This is a genomic window from Marinobacter sp. X15-166B, from assembly GCF_001752365.1.
Lineage (GTDB): Bacteria > Pseudomonadota > Gammaproteobacteria > Pseudomonadales > Oleiphilaceae > Marinobacter.
Genome location: NZ_MEIY01000001.1, coordinates 1,866,122 through 1,881,543, shown reverse-complemented (window position 1 = coordinate 1,881,543; position 15,422 = coordinate 1,866,122). Strand labels below are relative to the sequence as shown.

Genomic DNA, 15,422 nt, shown 5'->3' with positions numbered 1-15,422 from the left:
GGGCAGCGGTCAGGGTTGTCTTACCATGGTCAACGTGACCGATGGTGCCCACGTTCAGGTGGGGTTTGCTACGTTCAAACTTTGATTTAGACACGGTTACACCTCTTCCTCTTACTAAGTCTGGGATCAACCCTTTTTAATGATCGCTTCGGCTATGTTGGACGGTGCTTCCGAATAACGGGAGAACTCCATCGCATAGGATGCCCGCCCCTGAGTCGCAGAGCGCAGGTCCGTGGCATAACCAAACATTTCCGACAACGGAACTTCAGCCCGAACAACTTTGCCTGCAACACTGTCTTCCATGCCCTGAATCAGGCCACGACGACGGTTCAGATCACCGACTACATCACCCATGTAGTCTTCGGGCGTGACAACCTCTACACTCATGATCGGCTCCAACAGAGCCGGGTTCGCTTCCAGGGCACCTTTCTTCATGGCCATGGAACCCGCGATTTTGAACGCCAGTTCGTTGGAGTCCACATCGTGGTAGGAACCGTCATACAGGGTTGCCTTGACACCAAGAAGCGGATAACCGGCCAGACAGCCGTTTTGCATCTGCTCCACGATACCTTGCTGGACTGCAGGGATGTACTCCTTGGGAATCGCACCACCCACAATCTCGTTTTCGAAGATGAAGTTTTCACCACCTTCTACGTCCAGCGGCAGCGGCTCCAGCTTGACCTTAACGTGCCCGTACTGACCACGACCACCAGACTGACGAACAAACTTACCTTCCACATCCACCGCCTGGCGGATGCACTCACGGTAGGCCACCTGGGGCTTACCGATATTCGCCTCAACCTTGAACTCACGACGCATACGGTCGACCAGTACGTCCAGGTGCAGCTCACCCATACCAGAGATGATGGTCTGACCGGTCTCTTCGTCGGTGTTCACACGGAAAGACGGATCTTCCTGGGCCAGCTTACCGAGGGCAACGCCCATTTTCTCCTGGTCGGCCTTTGAGTTGGGCTCAACCGCGACAGAGATAACCGGCTCGGGGAATTCCATCCGCTCCAGAATGATCGGAGCACTTTCCGCACACAGCGTGTCACCAGTGGTGACGTTTTTCAGACCAATGGCTGCAGCGATGTCGCCCGCCAATACTTCTTTGATCTCTTCCCGGTCGTTGGCGTGCATCTGCACCATACGACCAACGCGCTCACGCTTGCCCTTGGCCGAGTTCAGTACCGCAGTACCGGACTCCAGCTTACCGGAATACACCCGGAAGAAGGTCAGCGTACCCACAAACGGGTCGGTGGCGACTTTAAACGCCAGCGCCGCAAAGGGTGCGTTGTCGTCGGCGGGACGGGTTTCTTCTTCACCGTCGTCACCCACTTCACCGCGAATCGCCTTGATTTCGTCAGGCGCCGGCAGGAACTCGATGACCGCATCCAGAACCGCTTGCACGCCCTTGTTCTTGAACGCAGAGCCACAGCATGCCAGGACAATCTCGTTGGCAATGGTGCGCGCGCGGAGGCCTTGCTTGATCTCTTCCAGGGTCAGTTCGCCCTCTTCGAGATACTTGTCCATCAGCTCTTCGCTGGCTTCGGCCGCAGACTCGACCAACTGCTCACGGTATTTGGCGACTTCGTCAGCCATCTCCGCAGGGATATCAGCCTGTTCGTAGGTCATCCCCATGTCTTCTTCGTGCCAGTAGATCGCCTTCATGCGCAGCAGATCGACAATGCCCTTGAAGTTCTCTTCCGCGCCAATCGGCAACTGCAGAGGAACCGGAGTTGAACCGAGACGGTCTTTAATCTGATTCACTACCCGCAGGAAATCCGCGCCGGAGCGGTCCAGCTTGTTGACGAAAACCAGACGGGGCACTTCGTATTTGTTGGCCTGACGCCAGACGGTTTCTGACTGCGGTTCAACACCGGAAGCGCCACAGAAAACCATGACCGCACCGTCCAGTACGCGCAGGGAACGCTCTACCTCGATGGTGAAGTCAACGTGACCCGGGGTGTCGATGACGTTAATGCGGTGCTCGTCAAACTGCTTGTCCATACCCTGCCAGAAGGTCGTTACAGCCGCAGAGGTGATGGTAATACCACGCTCCTGCTCCTGCTCCATCCAGTCAGTCGTAGACGCGCCGTCGTGAGTTTCGCCCATTTTATGGCTACGACCCGTATAGTAAAGAATACGCTCGGTCGTGGTGGTTTTGCCCGCATCAACGTGCGCACAAATGCCGATGTTTCTATATCGCTTGATTGGTGTTTTGCGTGCCACTGTGTAAACCTCAGCTGTTTAGAAACGGAAGTGAGAGAAAGCCTTGTTAGCTTCTGCCATGCGATGAACGTCTTCGCGTTTCCTAACCGCAGCGCCCTTGCTGTCTGCGGCATCCAGGATTTCTCCTGCCAGGCGCTGAGCCATGGATTTTTCACCACGCTTCCGCGAGAATTCAACGAGCCAACGCATCGCCAGCGCGTGCTGACGGGAAGGCCGTACTTCTACCGGCACCTGATAGGTCGCACCACCCACACGGCGGGACTTGACCTCAACCATGGGCTGGATGTTTTCCAGGGCCTTTTCGAACATGTCGATCGGCTCTTCTTTCGACTTTTCGGCAACGATTTCGAGGGCGCCATAAACAATGCGCTCAGCTACGGATTTCTTGCCGCTTTCCATCACGTGGTTGATGAACTTGGCCAGCCGTGCACTGCCGAATTTTGGATCGGGAATAATATCCCGTTTAGCTACAACTCTTCTTCTAGGCATCGATAAGCCCTTATCTGTAAAAGGTCTTCAGGAACCCCTGAGATGGCCTCTGCCACTCAGCCTTACTCTTATCGTGCATATGGCCACGATAAAAGACACCGCTATAAACGTCAGGACTTGGGTCGTTTTGCACCGTACTTGGAGCGGCCCTGCTTACGGTTCTGTACACCCTGGGTGTCCAGTGTTCCGCGAACAGTGTGATAGCGCACACCCGGAAGGTCTTTTACTCGACCGCCACGGATCAGCACAACACTGTGCTCCTGAAGGTTGTGACCTTCACCACCGATGTATGATGATACCTCGAAACCGTTAGTCAGTCGTACCCGGCACACCTTACGGAGTGCGGAGTTCGGCTTCTTCGGCGTAGTGGTGTATACACGAGTGCACACACCCCGACGCTGAGGGCAGCTTTGCAGCGCCGGAACGTCGCTTTTTGCCACTTTACGTTTACGAGGCTTACGTACCAACTGATTAATCGTTGCCATGTAAGCAATCTCCAAAAAATCTGGATCATTGAAACTTGCCCCAAGGGGCAAAATTTAAGGGACGCAAGTTTAATCCTGCGCCCCTTGTCAGTCAAGAAGACTGATTTCTTTTTAACCAACGCCGGGGTAGTAATAACCCCGACATTGATCAGCGGTTGAGCTCAGCGCTCAGCGCCTGTGCTACATCTTCCGCAGTAACGCCCTGCTCTTCCAGCTCACGCTTGCGGCGGCGCTCGTTATGATACGCCAGACCGGTACCGGCCGGAATCAGTCGGCCCACAACGACGTTTTCTTTCAGGCCGCGCAGGTAATCACGCTTGCCGGTCACCGCACCTTCGGTCAGCACCCGGGTGGTCTCCTGGAAGGACGCGGCGGAGATAAACGACTCGGTCGCCAGGGACGCCTTGGTGATACCCAGCAACAAACGCTCGCACCGTGCCGGTTCCTTGTCCGCTGCAATGGCCGCTTCGTTGGCTTCAATGAACTGGTTGTACTCCACCTGCTCACCGGTCAACAGATCGGTATCGCCCGGATGGGTGATTTCCACCTTGCGCAGCATCTGGCGAACAATCACCTCGATGTGCTTGTCGTTGATCACAACGCCCTGCAGACGGTATACGTCCTGGATTTCGTTGGTGATGTACTTCGCCAGCTCCACCACACCCAGCAGTCGCAGGATATCGTGGGGGTTGGACGGCCCATCGGAAACCACCTCACCCTTCTCCACCGTCTCACCTTCGAACACGGTCATCTGGCGCCACTTGTGGATCAGCACCTCGTACGGATCACCGTCTTGCGGGGTGATCACCAGACGTTTCTTGCTCTTGGTTTCCTTACCAAAGGAGATCACACCACTGATCTCGGCAAGGATCGACGGCTCTTTGGGGCGACGGGCCTCAAACAGATCAGCAACCCGCGGCAGACCCCCGGTGATATCCCGGGTCTTCGAGCTTTCCTGTGGTATACGGGCCACCACATCACCCAATTCGACCTGGCCACCGTCGGTCACCATGATCATGGCGTTGGCCGGCAGGAAATACTGGGCCGGTGCACCGCCTGGCAGTACCGCTTCCTCGCCCTGGGCGTCAAACAGCTGAACCATCGGCCGGATGTCTTTACCCGCCGCCGGACGCTCTTTCGGGTCAATCACCTGAATGGTGGACAGCCCGGTCAGTTCGTCGGTCTGGGTACGGACAGTAATGCCCTGGTCCATACCTACAAACTTGGCCGTACCTGCGGCTTCGGCCACAATCGGACGGGTGTGCGGATCCCACTTGGCTACCGCTACGCCGGCTTCGACCACATCACCGGTCTTGACCGACAGCACCGCACCGTAAGGCAGCTTGTACCACTCCCGCTCCCGGCCCTGCTCATCGGCCACCGCCAGTGCGGACGACCGGGATACCACCACCAGCGTCCCATCGCTCTTCTCGATGGACTTGAGGTTGTGCAGGCGCACGGTACCACCGTGTTTCACTTCGATATTGTCGACCGCCGACGCCCGGCTGGCCGCGCCACCGATGTGGAACGTACGCATGGTCAGCTGAGTACCCGGCTCACCGATGGACTGTGCAGCGATAACACCCACAGCCTCACCCACGTTCACCAGGTGGCCCCGGGCCAGGTCACGTCCGTAGCAGTTCGAACACACCCCGTGCTTGGTGGCACAGGTGATGGCCGAGCGTACCCAGATTTCGTCCACACCGGAACGCTCGACCATTTCGATGGTCTTTTCGTCCAGCAGGGTACCGGCCGCAACCACGGCGTTGTCCTTGTCGGTGGGCGTGAACACGTCACGGGCAGTCACCCGTCCGAGCACCCGGTCACCCAGAGGCACAACTACGTCACCACCCTCGATGTGCGGCGTCATCAGCAGACCTTCATCGGTGCCACAGTCAACTTCCGTAACAACCAGATCCTGGGACACGTCAACCAGCCGGCGGGTCAGATACCCGGAGTTGGCCGTTTTCAGTGCGGTATCCGCCAGACCCTTACGGGCGCCGTGGGTGGAGATAAAGTACTGCAGTACGTTCAGTCCTTCCCGGAAGTTGGCAGTAATCGGCGTTTCGATGATGGAGCCATCCGGCTTCGCCATCAGGCCACGCATCCCCGCCAACTGGCGAATCTGGGCAGCCGAACCCCGTGCACCGGAATCCGCCATCATGTACACCGAGTTGAAGGATTCCTGGGTCAGCTCCTCGCCATCCTCGCCCTTGACCGGATTGCCCTCGGCGTCATAAACGGGCTCCTTGGACAGGCGCTCCATCATGGCCTTGGAGACCTTGTCGTTGGCGCGAGACCAGATATCGATAACCTTGTTGTACTTCTCCCCCTGGGTCAGCAGACCGGACGAGTACTGGGCCTCGATTTCCTTGACTTCGTCTTCCGCCGCTTCGACCATCTGGTACTTTTCGGGAGGAATCACAAAGTCGTTCACACCGATCGAGGTGCCCGATACGGTGGCGTAATGAAAACCGGTGTACATCAGCTGGTCAGCAAAGATAACCGATTCTTTCAGGCCTACCGTGCGGTAGCACACGTTGATCAGGTTGGAGATGGCCTTTTTCACCATCGGCCGGTTAACAATGTCAAACGGCATGCCGTCGGGCACGATCTCGGACAACAAGGCACGACCTACCGTGGTGTCGGTCAGGGTCAGGGTCTCAACCTTTTCACCGGCCTCGTTCACCGAGACTTCTTTCACACGGACTTTGATTTTGGCCTGCAAATCCACCTTGCCGGCACCGTAAGCCCGGTGCACTTCTTCGATATCGGCGAACACCATGCCTTCGCCCAGCGCACTTTTGCGCTCACGGGTCATGTAGTACAAGCCCAACACCACGTCCTGGGAGGGTACGATGATCGGCTCACCGTTGGCCGGCGACAGCACGTTGTTGGTGGACATCATCAGCGCCCGCGCTTCGAGCTGGGCTTCGATGGTCAACGGCACGTGTACCGCCATCTGGTCACCGTCAAAGTCGGCGTTATAGGCCGCACAAACCAACGGGTGCAACTGGATCGCCTTGCCCTCAATCAGGACCGGTTCGAACGCCTGGATGCCCAAACGGTGCAGGGTCGGGGCGCGGTTCAGCATGATCGGGTGTTCCCGGATCACTTCATCGAGAATGTCCCACACCACCGCTTCTTCGCGCTCGACCATTTTTTTGGCGGCCTTGATCGTCGTCGCCAGACCACGGTGCTCGAGCTTCGAGAAGATAAACGGCTTGAACAATTCCAGCGCCATCTTCTTGGGCAGACCGCACTGGTGCAGACGCAGCGACGGGCCCACGACGATGACCGAACGACCGGAGTAATCCACCCGCTTACCCAGCAGGTTCTGACGGAAACGACCCTGCTTACCCTTGATCATGTCAGCCAGGGATTTCAGCGGGCGCTTGTTGGTACCGGTGATCGCACGACCGCGACGACCGTTGTCCAGCAGGGCGTCGACCGCCTCCTGCAACATGCGCTTTTCGTTGCGCACGATGATGTCCGGGGCATTCAGCTCCAGCAGACGCTTGAGCCGGTTGTTCCGGTTGATCACCCGGCGATACAGATCGTTCAGATCCGAGGTTGCAAAACGACCGCCGTCCAGCGGAACCAGCGGGCGCAGATCCGGCGGCAGTACCGGCAATACGGTCATCACCATATCGCCCGGACGGTTACCGGAGTTGATGAACGCCTCGAGAATTTTCAGGCGCTGGCGGTACTTCTTCAGCCGGGTCTCGGAGTTGGTCTGCGGAATTTCCTCCCGCAGGGTGTCCACTTCGGCCTGCAGATCGATGTCTTCCAGCAACGCCTTGATGGCCTCGGCGCCCATACGGGCGTCGAACTCGTCGCCGAACTCTTCCAGGGCTTCGTAGTATTGTTCGTCATTGAGCAACTGACCGCGTTCCAGCATGGTCATGCCAGGCTCGATCACGATGAACGACTCGAAGTACAGCACCCGCTCGATGTCGCGCAGGGTCATGTCGAGCATCATGCCGATACGGGAGGGCAATGACTTGAGGAACCAGATGTGAGCGACCGGGCTGGCCAGCTCAATGTGCCCCATGCGGTCACGGCGGACATTCGCCAGCGCTACTTCAACACCGCACTTCTCACAGATGACCCCGCGATGCTTCAGACGCTTGTACTTGCCGCACAGGCACTCGTAATCCTTGATTGGGCCGAAAATTTTGGCACAAAAAAGTCCGTCACGCTCGGGCTTGAACGTACGGTAGTTGATGGTTTCAGGTTTCTTAACTTCGCCAAAAGACCATGAGCGAATCATGTCAGGTGAAGCCAGTCCGATGCGGATGGCGTCAAAGTCCTGCTTCTGGTTCTGGGTCTTGAGAAGATTCAGTAAATCTTTCATCAGTAACGGCTCCGGATGGCGTTAATCTCGGGCGGGCACCTGTCGGCACCCGCTCACGCTGCCAAAAAAACGATTCGGCTCAATCAGATTCCAGTTCGATGTCGATACCCAACGAACGGATTTCCTTGACGAGAACGTTGAAGGACTCAGGCATACCTGGCTCCATGCGATGATCACCATCGACAATGTTCTTGTACATTTTGGTCCGGCCGTTTACATCGTCAGATTTCACGGTGAGCATTTCCTGAAGTGTATAGGCGGCCCCGTAGGCTTCCAGGGCCCACACTTCCATCTCACCGAACCGCTGCCCACCAAACTGTGCCTTACCTCCCAGCGGCTGCTGGGTCACAAGGCTGTAGGAGCCGGTCGAACGGGCGTGCATCTTGTCATCAACCAGGTGGTTGAGCTTCAGCATATACATGTAGCCCACCGTGACCGGACGATCAAATTTGTTACCGGTACGGCCATCGTACAGGGTGATCTGGCCACTGGGATCCATGTCGGCGAGTTCCAGCATGCGCTTGACCTCGGCTTCCTCGGCACCGTCAAAGACGGCGGTCGCCATGGGCACACCTGCACGCAGGTTGTCGGCCAGCTCAAGCACTTCGGCGTCGCTCAGGCTGTCCAGATTTTCGTGCGCAACCTCATCGCTGTGGTTGTAAATCTGGCCCAGCAACTCGCGCAGCTCGCCGATTTTGCGCTGCTCTTCCAGCATGCCATTGATCTTGTGCCCCAGTCCCTTGGCTGCCGCACCCAGGTGAGTCTCCAGCACCTGCCCCACGTTCATACGGGAAGGCACCCCCAGCGGGTTCAAGACCACATCGACCGGGTTTCCGGCGTCATCGTAAGGCATGTCTTCGACCGGCATAACGGCGGAGATAACCCCTTTGTTACCGTGACGCCCGGCCATTTTATCACCCGGCTGGATGCGACGCTTGATCGCCAGGTACACCTTGACGATCTTGAGCACGCCCGGCGCCAGATCGTCGCCTTGCTGCAACTTGCCCCGCTTGTCATCAAACCGCTCTTCGTGCTCTTTCTTGCGGTCTTCCAGAGCCTGCTCGGATTTCTCCAGCAGTTCGTTCAGCGTTTCATCTTCAAGACGCAATCTGAACCAATCGGCACGGGGCAGTTCGGCCAGATAGCTTGCTTCCAGCTTGGCGCCCTTTTTCAGGCCCGGACCGCTGACCACCGTCTTGCCCTTGAGCGCGCTCATCAGTCGCTCAAAGGTCGCACCTTCAACAATGCGGTACTCGTCTTTGAGGTCTTTGCGGTACTGGTCCAACTGTTCTTTTTCAATGGCCAGGGCCCGCTGGTCCTTTTCAATACCATCGCGGGTAAAGACCTGCACGTCAATAACCGTGCCGTATGTGCCGGTCGATACGCGGGACGAGGTGTCTTTTACGTCGGACGCCTTTTCGCCGAAGATCGCTCTCAGCAGCTTTTCCTCCGGTGTCAGCTGGGTTTCACCTTTCGGCGTGACCTTACCGACCAGAATGTCGCCGGGGCCAACTTCGGCACCGATGTAGACGATTCCGGATTCATCCAGCTTGGCCAGCGCACTTTCACCGACGTTGGGAATATCCGCAGTGATTTCTTCGCTGCCCAGCTTGGTGTCACGGGCAACACAGGTCAGTTCCTGGATATGGATCGTGGTAAAGCGATCTTCCTCGACGACCTTCTCGGAAATCAGGATGGAATCCTCGAAGTTGAAACCGTTCCAGGGCATGAACGCAATACGCATGTTCTGACCCAGCGCCAGCTCACCCAAGTCCACAGACGGCCCGTCTGCCAGCACGTCGCCACGGGCGATCACATCACCCTGCTCGACGATAGAACGCTGGTTGATGCAGGTGTTCTGGTTCGACCGGGTGTACTTGGTGAGGTTGTAGATATCCACACCCGCATCACCGGCTTCGGTCTCGTCGTCATGGACGCGCACTACAATACGGGCGGCATCCACACTCTCGATAACACCACCACGTCTGGCGGTGACGCACACCCCGGAGTCCTGCGCCACGATGCGCTCCACGCCGGTACCAACCAGTGGCTTGTCGGCGCGCAAGGTGGGGACCGCCTGACGCTGCATGTTTGCACCCATCAGTGCCCGGTTGGCATCATCGTGCTCAAGGAACGGGATCAATGAAGCCGCCACTGAGACCACCTGACGGGGGGATACGTCCTTGAAGTTGACGTTTTCCGGCGTCGTAACGGTGGTTTCGTTCTGATGGCGCACGGTGACCAGCTCGTCGATCAGACGGTTGTTCTCGTCCACCGTCGCGCTCGCCTGAGCGATGACGTAGTTGCTCTCTTCAATGGCCGACAGGTACTGGACTTCATCGGTGACCACGCCGTCCACGACCTTACAGTACGGACTCTCAAGGAAGCCGTAGGAGTTGGTGCGGGCATAGGTGGCCAACGAGTTGATCAACCCGATGTTCGGACCTTCCGGTGTTTCAATGGGGCACACCCGGCCGTAATGGGTGGGGTGTACGTCCCGCACCTCAAAGCCGGCCCGCTCACGGGTCAGACCACCAGGGCCGAGTGCGGACACACGACGCTTGTGGGTGACTTCGGACAGCGGGTTGTTCTGGTCCATAAACTGGGACAACTGGCTGGAACCGAAAAACTCTTTGACCGCGGCTGCAACGGGTTTGGCGTTGATCAGATCCTGCGGCATCAGGCCTTCGCTTTCCGCCAGACTCAGGCGATCACGCACCGCGCGCTCGACCCGCACCAGACCGACCCGGAACTGGTTTTCGGCCATTTCGCCGACTGAACGGATACGACGGTTGCCCAGGTTGTCGATGTCATCGACGTTACCGTGACCGTTACGAATATCAATCAAGGTGCGCAGCACATCGATGATGTCTTCGTTGGTCAGGGTGCCGGAACCGACACTCTCTTCACGGGCCAGGCGCCGGTTGAGCTTCATCCGGCCAACCGCCGACAGGTCATAACGCTCATCCGAGAAGAACAGGTTGTTGAACAGGTTCTCGGCGGACTCTTTGGTGGGTGGCTCACCAGGACGCATCATGCGGTAGATTTCGACCAGCGCCTCAAACGGCGTACGGGTCGGGTCGATACGCAGGGTATCAGACATGAACGGACCGCAGTCCAGGTCATTGGTGTACAGGGTTTCCACCTCGGTAATACCGGCATTCAGCAGGGTTTCCATTACCTCTTCGGTAATTTCGGTATTACACTCGACCAGCACTTCACCGGTGTTGGTGTCGATCATGTCGCGGGCAATAACCCGGCCATAGAGGTACTCGGTCGGCACTTCCAGTTCAGAGATGCCGGACTTTTCCAACTGCCGGATGTGCCGTGCGGTGACCCGGCGTCCTTCTTCAACGATCACGCTGCCATCGGTGTCCTTGATATCGAAGGTGGCGATATCACCACGCAAACGACTGGGCACCAATTCCAGCTTTGATACTTCAGGTCCGATCACAAACTTGCTGGTATCAAAAAACATTTCCAGCATTTGCTCGGAGGTATAACCGATCGCCCGCAGCAGGATCGTGGCCGGCAATTTACGGCGACGGTCGATACGGACAAACACACAATCCTTGGGGTCGAACTCGAAGTCGAGCCACGAACCACGGTAAGGGATCACCCGTGCAGAGTAGAGCAACTTGCCCGACGAGTGGGTTTTACCCTTGTCGTGATCAAAAAACACACCGGGAGAGCGGTGGAGCTGAGAAACAATTACACGCTCGGTGCCGTTAACGACGAAGGTGCCGTTTTCCGTCATCAGGGGCATTTCGCCCATGTAGACTTCTTGCTCTTTGATGTCTTTAATCGCCTTGTTGGACGATTCTCTATCATAAATAATCAGACGTACCTTAACCCGCAGCGGTGCTGCGTACGTCACACCCCGAAGCTGGCATTCCTTGACATCAAATACCGGCTCGCCAATACGGTAACTCACGTATTCGAGCGCCGCATTGCCAGAGTAACTGGCAATCGGGAATACGGATTTGAATGCTGCGTGCAGGCCAGTTTCCTGGCGCGCTTCTGCAGCGGCTTCCATTTGCAGGAAGTCCCGATACGAATCTAACTGAATAGACAGCAAATAGGGGACATCCATCACGGAAGGCAATTTACTAAAATCTTTGCGAATCCGCTTTTTCTCAGTGTAGGAGTAAGTCATCTGCATTCCCCAGCTCTAGACCTGATACCTGGTATCAAGAAGCAATCATTAATTCTGCTTCGGGGCCGATTTGCTCGGCATACTGCGCCGTCTTGAACAAGACTCTGGCTGTAGGTTATAGAAGCCTCAGCCATGAAATCAGTTCACCGCGAGTTCTATAGCATATACAACAGAAAAAGGCCGGTGGCTCATGGCCACCAGCCTATCCATGCCTTAGTGCAGCACGGGTGCGATCAACAGTGGGCTATTACTTAAGCTCAACTGATGCGCCGGCTTCTTCAAGCTTGGCTTTCGCTGCTTCGGCTTCTTCTTTGTTGACGCCTTCTTTGATGGCAGACGGTGCTTCGTCAACCAGACCTTTGGCTTCTTTCAGACCCAGGCCAGTCAGTTCGCGAACTGCTTTGATCGCGTTAACTTTCTTGTCGCCTGCGGCGGTCAGAATTACGTCAAACTCGGTTTGCTCTTCAGCAGCAGCGGCTTCGCCAGCGGCAGCAGGAGCAGCGGCAACAGCGGCAGCTGCTGACACACCGAACTTCTCTTCCATTGCTTCAACAAGAGCAACAACGTCCATTACGCTCATTTCAGCGATTGCATTCAAAATATCGTCTTTAGACAGAGCCATGACTTTCTCCGAAATATAAAAAAATGGTGTTCAACAGAATCAAGCAGCTTCTTGCTTCTGGTCGCGAACTGCCGCTACGGCACGGGTAACTTTGGTCGGAACTTCGTTCAAAGTACGTGCGAGCTTGGTAATTGGTGCCTGTGTCACCGCTGCCAACATCGTCAGCGCCTGGTGACGTGTCGGGAGCTTGGCAAGACGATCGATCTGGTCTGCGCCCATCAGCTCACCGCCGACTGCAAGACCTTTGATTTCGAATGCGTCTTTCTCTTTGGCGAAATCCTTCAGCAAGCGCGCAGCTGCGCCCGGATCTTCCATTGAGAACGCCAGGATTGTCGGTCCTACCAGTGCTTCGTGAATGCACTCGAACTCGGTACCCTTGATTGCCAGCTTCGCCAGATTGTTACGAATAACTTTCAGGCGAATATTTTCGGCACGGGCCTTCGCTCGCAGAGCCGTCATGTCACCGGAGGTGACACCACGGTAATCGGCCAGAACGACAGACAAAGCACCACCGGCAGTCTCGTTGACTTCAGCGACGATCGCTTTCTTGTCTTCGAGTCTAATTGCCACTGGTTTTCTCCTCGATTTCGCTGACTGAGTCAGCAAACCCATCTTACCCTTGCGGGTGCCTTACGGTGTTTGGGTTCTGAGAACGTCTTCACACCGTCTGCGCAGGCGTTGCTTTAACCCTTATGACCCATAGGTCGCGGGGGCCTGCGGTCTTTGACAGCCTCGGCTTCTGCCTAGACTACAAAGTGACTATCGACTTCCGGGGATTAAATGTTTAACCCGCTTTGGTCGATAGCAAGACCAGGCCCCATCGTTGAAGAAAGGGTGATCTTCTTCAGATACACGCCCTTCGACGATGCCGGCTTGGCCCGTTTAAGGTCTGCAACAAGCGCCTCAAGGTTTTCCTTGATGGACTCGGCAGAAAATTCAACATTGCCCAGCGGGGAATGAATGATGCCGTTCTTGTCGGTGCGGTAACGCACCTGACCGGCCTTGGCATTCTTGACCGCAGTTTCCACGTCCGGGGTCACCGTGCCCACCTTCGGGTTCGGCATCAGCCCGCGGGGGCCCAGAATCTGACCCAGCTGACCGACAACGCGCATCGCGTCGGGCGTGGCGATAACCACGTCAAAATCCATGTTGCCGTTTTTAACTTCTTCCGCGAGATCGTCCATACCGACGACATCTGCACCAGCGGCAACCGCTTTTTCAGCATTCGCACCCTGTGTGAACACCGCCACCCGTACTGTCTTGCCAGTACCGTGTGGAAGTACGGTGCTGCTGCGCACCACCTGGTCAGATTTACGCGCATCAACACCCAGGTTAACGGCTACGTCAATCGACTCTTTGAACTTTACGTGCTGCCCCAGCTCTACCAGCAGCGACACGGCCTCATCTACCGAATAAGCACGGGTCGAATCGACTTTTTCCTGGATCAGCTTTTTACGCTTGCTCAACTTTGACATCTTACAGACCCTCCACGGTCAGGCCCATGCTGCGGGCAGTTCCAGCAATGGTGCGCAGCGCAGCGTCGAGATCGGCGGCGGTCAGATCCGGCTCCTTGGTCTTAACAATTTCCTCGAGCTGAGCCCGGGTCACTGTACCAACCTTCTCGGTATTCGGACGGGCCGAACCAGCCTTTACTCCGGCTGCTTTTTTCAGCAGTACGGGCGCAGGAGGGGTCTTGGTAACAAAGGTAAAACTGCGGTCACTGTAGACAGTAATCACGGTTGGAATCGGCAGACCGGGTTCCATACCCTGCGTCTGGGCGTTGAACGCCTTACAGAACTCCATGATATTGACACCGCGCTGGCCCAGTGCGGGACCAACAGGGGGACTCGGGTTGGCCTGGCCGGCAGCAACCTGAAGCTTCACATATGCTTCAATTTTCTTCGCCATCGCTTTTCTCCTATGGGTACAAGCGCCTTTCAGCTCCCCGCTTCAGACACGAAAAGCCCGCGACACTCAATGTGCGCGAGCTCTCAGTTTAGAGTCACCACTCAGTCTTTCTCGACCTGCCCAAACTCCAGCTCAACCGGAGTAGAACGCCCAAAAATAAGAACAGCGACTTTGACCCGACTCTTGTCGTAGTCCACTTCTTCAACAACACCGTTAAAGTCCGCGAACGGACCGGAAATAACGCGCACCACCTCGCCCGGCTCGAACAACGTCTTGGGCTTGGGCTTGTCGACACCGCTTTCTACGCGCTGCAGAATGGCCTGGGCTTCCTGCTCGGTAATGGGGGCGGGCTTTTCTTTGGTTCCACCAATGAAACCAAGAACACGGGGCGTGTTTTTCACAAGGTGCCAGCTTGCGTCGGCCATTTCCATTTGCACCAACACGTAACCGGGGTAGAACTTACGCTCGCTTTTGCGCTTTTTACCTTCGCGCATCTCAACGACTTCTTCCGTTGGCACCAGGATGTCGCCGAACAGGTCTTCCATGCCGTTAAGCGCTATGCGCTCCTTCAGAGTGCGCATCACATGCTTTTCAAAGCCAGAATACGCATGTATGACGTACCAGCGCTTAGACATTGCCCACTCCTGTTAACCTATAAAACCGGACACCAGCAAGCTGATCAGCGAATCCATACCCCACAAAAGAAGCGAGACCACCAACACAAACACGACCACAATGACCGTGGTTTGAATCAACTCAGGCCGGGTTGGCCATACAACCTTTCGAATTTCGACGCGAGCCTCTTTGAGCAACATCGCAAAGCGCCGGCCACGATCCGTCTGCAGCGCGACAAAGCCCGCCACCAACGCCACCGCAACCAACGCGAGCACACGATACAGCAATGACTCGGCATTGAAATACTGATTACCCACTACACCAGCGGCAATCAGAACAAAAACTACCAGCCACTTCACAACATCGAAACGACTGGCTGAGCTGTCAGCTTTTGACTCCATAGGAATCAACTTATCTATCCGAATGTTAAAAAATGGCAGGCCAGGAGGGAATCGAACCCCCAACCTGCGGTTTTGGAGACCGCTGCTCTGCCAATTGAGCTACTGGCCTGCACCGAAAACCTCGCGCTTACTCTCGCTTACTCTCGCTTACTCTCGC

General features: G+C 56.3%; 12 protein-coding genes and 1 tRNA gene. All 13 read right to left on the bottom strand.

Features of this window, described 5'->3' with window-relative positions:
* Window positions 1–94, bottom strand: a 94-nt coding sequence (locus BG841_RS16475) for a GTP-binding protein (RefSeq protein WP_198929222.1), incomplete at its 3' end; no start/stop codon positions are given.
* A gap of 32 nt (window positions 95–126) precedes the next feature.
* Window positions 127–2,232, bottom strand: a complete 2,106-nt coding sequence (gene fusA / locus BG841_RS08815; protein WP_070057314.1) for an elongation factor G — start codon at window positions 2,230–2,232, stop codon at window positions 127–129.
* An 18-nt stretch (window positions 2,233–2,250) separates the two neighbouring features.
* The gene (rpsG, locus tag BG841_RS08810; RefSeq protein ID WP_070057313.1) at window positions 2,251–2,721 is read right to left on the bottom strand and encodes a 30S ribosomal protein S7; all 471 of its coding nucleotides are present in this window, start codon (window positions 2,719–2,721) and stop codon (window positions 2,251–2,253) included.
* A gap of 110 nt (window positions 2,722–2,831) precedes the next feature.
* Entirely contained in the window at window positions 2,832–3,206 is a 375-nt protein-coding gene (rpsL, locus tag BG841_RS08805) for a 30S ribosomal protein S12 (protein WP_070058759.1), read from the bottom strand.
* Window positions 3,207–3,354: 148 nt separating this feature from the next.
* Complete coding sequence (gene rpoC, locus BG841_RS08800; RefSeq protein ID WP_070057312.1) at window positions 3,355–7,563, bottom strand: DNA-directed RNA polymerase subunit beta'; 4,209 nt, start codon at window positions 7,561–7,563, stop codon at window positions 3,355–3,357.
* A gap of 79 nt (window positions 7,564–7,642) precedes the next feature.
* Window positions 7,643–11,719 carry a DNA-directed RNA polymerase subunit beta gene (gene rpoB, locus BG841_RS08795; RefSeq protein ID WP_070058758.1) on the bottom strand — a complete coding sequence of 1,359 codons (4,077 nt, stop codon included), beginning with the start codon at window positions 11,717–11,719 and terminating at the stop codon, window positions 7,643–7,645.
* A 247-nt stretch (window positions 11,720–11,966) separates the two neighbouring features.
* Window positions 11,967–12,341, bottom strand: a complete 375-nt coding sequence (gene rplL / locus BG841_RS08790) for a 50S ribosomal protein L7/L12 (RefSeq protein WP_070057311.1) — start codon at window positions 12,339–12,341, stop codon at window positions 11,967–11,969.
* 39 nt (window positions 12,342–12,380) lie between these two features.
* A complete protein-coding gene (rplJ, locus tag BG841_RS08785; RefSeq protein WP_070057310.1) occupies window positions 12,381–12,911 on the bottom strand; it encodes a 50S ribosomal protein L10 in 531 nt (176 codons plus the stop codon).
* 206 nt (window positions 12,912–13,117) lie between these two features.
* Window positions 13,118–13,816, bottom strand: coding sequence for a 50S ribosomal protein L1 (gene rplA, locus BG841_RS08780; protein ID WP_070057309.1), 699 nt, complete (start codon window positions 13,814–13,816; stop codon window positions 13,118–13,120).
* Window position 13,817: 1 nt separating this feature from the next.
* Window positions 13,818–14,249 (bottom strand): 50S ribosomal protein L11, encoded by a 432-nt coding sequence (gene rplK / locus BG841_RS08775; RefSeq protein ID WP_070057308.1) that lies wholly within the window; start codon window positions 14,247–14,249, stop codon window positions 13,818–13,820.
* Window positions 14,250–14,350: 101 nt separating this feature from the next.
* Window positions 14,351–14,884, bottom strand: a complete 534-nt coding sequence (gene nusG / locus BG841_RS08770; RefSeq protein ID WP_070057307.1) for a transcription termination/antitermination protein NusG — start codon at window positions 14,882–14,884, stop codon at window positions 14,351–14,353.
* A gap of 12 nt (window positions 14,885–14,896) precedes the next feature.
* Window positions 14,897–15,265 carry a preprotein translocase subunit SecE gene (secE, locus tag BG841_RS08765; RefSeq protein WP_070057306.1) on the bottom strand — a complete coding sequence of 123 codons (369 nt, stop codon included), beginning with the start codon at window positions 15,263–15,265 and terminating at the stop codon, window positions 14,897–14,899.
* 33 nt (window positions 15,266–15,298) lie between these two features.
* Window positions 15,299–15,374: transfer RNA gene (locus tag BG841_RS08760), tRNA-Trp, on the bottom strand.
* Window positions 15,375–15,422 lie beyond the last annotated feature (48 nt).

Excerpts from the sequence above, each read along its gene's own strand:
- rpsG (WP_070057313.1), bottom strand. The coding sequence starts at position 2,721 with ATGCCTAGAAGAAGAGTTGTAGCTAAACGGGATATTATTCCCGATCCA.
- rpsL (WP_070058759.1), bottom strand. The coding sequence starts at position 3,206 with ATGGCAACGATTAATCAGTTGGTACGTAAGCCTCGTAAACGTAAAGTG.
- rpoC (WP_070057312.1), bottom strand. The coding sequence starts at position 7,563 with ATGAAAGATTTACTGAATCTTCTCAAGACCCAGAACCAGAAGCAGGAC.
- rpoB (WP_070058758.1), bottom strand. The coding sequence starts at position 11,719 with ATGACTTACTCCTACACTGAGAAAAAGCGGATTCGCAAAGATTTTAGT.
- rplL (WP_070057311.1), bottom strand. The coding sequence starts at position 12,341 with ATGGCTCTGTCTAAAGACGATATTTTGAATGCAATCGCTGAAATGAGC.
- rplA (WP_070057309.1), bottom strand. The coding sequence starts at position 13,816 with ATGTCAAAGTTGAGCAAGCGTAAAAAGCTGATCCAGGAAAAAGTCGAT.
- rplK (WP_070057308.1), bottom strand. The coding sequence starts at position 14,249 with ATGGCGAAGAAAATTGAAGCATATGTGAAGCTTCAGGTTGCTGCCGGC.
- nusG (WP_070057307.1), bottom strand. The coding sequence starts at position 14,884 with ATGTCTAAGCGCTGGTACGTCATACATGCGTATTCTGGCTTTGAAAAG.
- secE (WP_070057306.1), bottom strand. The coding sequence starts at position 15,265 with ATGGAGTCAAAAGCTGACAGCTCAGCCAGTCGTTTCGATGTTGTGAAG.